General features: G+C 65.7%; 1 protein-coding gene. It reads left to right on the top strand.

Features of this window, described 5'->3' with window-relative positions; genetic code table 11:
- The coding region (locus tag M3175_RS25860; RefSeq protein ID WP_251524553.1) for a fumarylacetoacetate hydrolase family protein at positions 1-422 on the top strand (422 nt) is incomplete at its 5' end.
- Positions 423-481: the final 59 nt, after the last annotated feature.

The following is a 481-nucleotide window of genomic DNA, read 5'->3' as shown; positions in this document are numbered from 1 at the left end:
CGTTCGGGCCGGTCGGGCCGTATCTGTGCCTGCTGGAGGCCAGCGATATCGCACGGCTGCACGCGCTGACGCTGACACTGACCGTGAACGGGGACGTGCGGCAGAGCGATTCGACGGGGAACCTCGTGTACGGTCCGGCCGAAACGCTCACGGAACTTTCGGGTGTTCAGGATCTGAACGCCGGTGACTTGCTTGCAACCGGCACGCCGTCCGGGTGCGCGCTCAGCATTCCGTCGCCGGCGAAGCAACGAATTGCCGCGTTGCTGCCGGAGCACATGAAGTGGCGGATTTTCACGAAGGTTCAGGCCGCGCGCCCGCAGTACCTGAAGGCCGGGGATCTGGTCGAGTCGCGGATCCGGAGCAGGGACGGGGCGATCGACCTCGGTGTGCAACGCAACCGAATCGTGGACGAGCTCGCATGAACGCCATCGCAACCGAAGCGGACGTGCTTCGGATCGAAAACCAGGGGCCGCCCGCCGAC

Source organism: Robertmurraya korlensis, assembly GCF_023715225.1.
Taxonomy (GTDB): domain Bacteria; phylum Bacillota; class Bacilli; order Bacillales; family Cytobacillaceae; genus Robertmurraya_A.
This window is presented reverse-complemented; position numbering and strand designations above follow the sequence as displayed.